2 protein-coding genes are annotated in these 1,804 nt (G+C 77.1%); both read left to right on the top strand.

Going from position 1 to position 1,804, the window contains the following annotated elements:
- On the top strand, positions 1-1,008 hold a 1,008-nt coding region (locus AB0I76_RS29190; RefSeq protein WP_357042155.1), incomplete at its 5' end, for a hypothetical protein.
- A 43-nt stretch (positions 1,009-1,051) separates the two neighbouring features.
- Positions 1,052-1,804, top strand: a 753-nt coding sequence (locus AB0I76_RS29185) for a biotin/lipoyl-binding protein (protein ID WP_357042152.1), incomplete at its 3' end; no start/stop codon positions are given.

Here is a 1,804-nt window from a genome sequence, read left to right as displayed (position 1 = left end):
GTGGCCGAGCCGGTCGCGCACGCCGACCTGCGGCGGCGTTTCGCCGCGCTACGGGCCCTGCGGGTGACCGGCTGGGAGGCCCGGCCGAACGGCCTGCCCACCCCGGTCGCCGGCCGGCCGGGCGAGTGGCGGCTGCTGGTCGAGTTCCGGTACTGCTTCGTGGTGCCGGACTGCCGGACCAGTCCCGTGCTGACCGCCACCCGCTGGCGCGACGGGCCGCAGCCCCGGCTGACGGCGGTGGAGCCGTCCCGGTCGGCGGAGACCGGCACCCGACCGTGGGAGATCAGTGACCTGGTGGTCGCCGTCGGGCCGCGGACCGTCGTGGCCGCCACCCCGGCGCAGCGGAAGAAGCTGCCCACCCTGCTCGCGCAGGCCGAGGCGGCGGCGCGTACGGCGGACACCTGGGCGGTCGGCGGGCGCGTCCCCGACCGGTACCGGATCTTCTACGCCGGGCGGGACGAGTGGCGACGCTGGTACGGCGGCGATCGTCCGGAGTGGACCGGTGGGTACGCGGTCACGGTCGGCGGCGGCCACCACGAGGTGGTGCTCAACGCCGACGGGCTCGCCACCAGCGGCCTGGACGACCTGCTCCGCCACGAGCTGACCCACGCGGCGTCCCTGCCCGAGCGCGGCTACCCGGGCGAGTCGACGTGGTGGCTGGTGGAGGGACTGGCCGAGTACGCGGGCGCCGACGGCCGTCCGGTCGGTCGCTACGAGGGGCTGACCGACGTGCGGCGGCTGCTCGCCGAGGGTTGGAACGGTCGGCTGGACTCGCTGACCCCCGCCGACGACGCCCCGGCGAACCGGGTGGGCGGCAGCTACGGCATCTCCTACCTCGCTGTGCGGCACCTCGTCGATCGGTACGGCCCGGAGCGCCTGCTCGCCTTCTTCGCCGACGTCGTGCACGAGCGCCGGACCCTGGACGAGGCCGCCGAGGCGACGTTCGGCGAGCCGTGGTCACGCCTGCACGACGACTGCGTCGCGTACGCCCGGTCCGTGGCCGCCTGACCGCCACGCCGGCGCATCGTCGGTCGTCGACCCGCGTCGTAGCATGGGGCGCGTGCCCCGCACCGACCCGCCGCGGCTGGGCGCAGCCCTGCGGCCCCGTCTGCTCACCGCCCTGATCGCCGTCGCCGTCCTGACCGCCACCACCGCCGCCTCCTGCGGAGACGACGAGTCGCCGGTGGCCCTCGCCGCCGCCGCCCGAGCCGCGGTCGCCGAGGTGATCGACGCCCCCGCCACCGTCGTCGCCCGCTCCGCCGCCACCCTCACCGCCCCGACCGACGGCACGTTGGTCAGCCTCCGGGTCCAACCCGGCCAGCGGGTGAAGCGGGGACAGGTGCTGGCCGTGCTCGACTCCCCGTCCGCGAGGGACCGGCTCCGGCAGGCGAAGGAGGCGCTCGACGCCGCCGAGCGGGCCGGTCGTGGCGGTGGCGGGGGAGACCTGCGTGGGGGGCTGCGCGGCACCGACCGGGCCGCCGACGAGACGTACCGGGCCGCCCGCGCCGCGGCCGGCAAGATCAGTGATCCGCAGCTCCGCGACGCCCTGCTGCTCCAGGTCCGCACGGCCCAGGAGCGGTACGACGCCGCCGCCCGCGCCGCCGACCAGGCGCTGCGGGCGGTGCAACGCGGCGTGCGCAACCTGAACTCCGCGGTCAGCGCGCTCTCCGCGGCGCAGCGGCTCCAGGCCCGGCAGGCGTACGACCTGGCGAAGGCGACCGTGGACGCGCTGACCCTGCGCGCGCCCATCGAGCGACGAGTCGGGGCCGCCGTCCGGTGGTCGGCGACCCCGGCGGCGGTGAGT

Origin of the sequence: Micromonospora sp. NPDC049799 (genome assembly GCF_040656655.1) — a bacterium.
GTDB lineage: Bacteria > Actinomycetota > Actinomycetes > Mycobacteriales > Micromonosporaceae > Micromonospora.
This window is presented reverse-complemented; position numbering and strand designations above follow the sequence as displayed.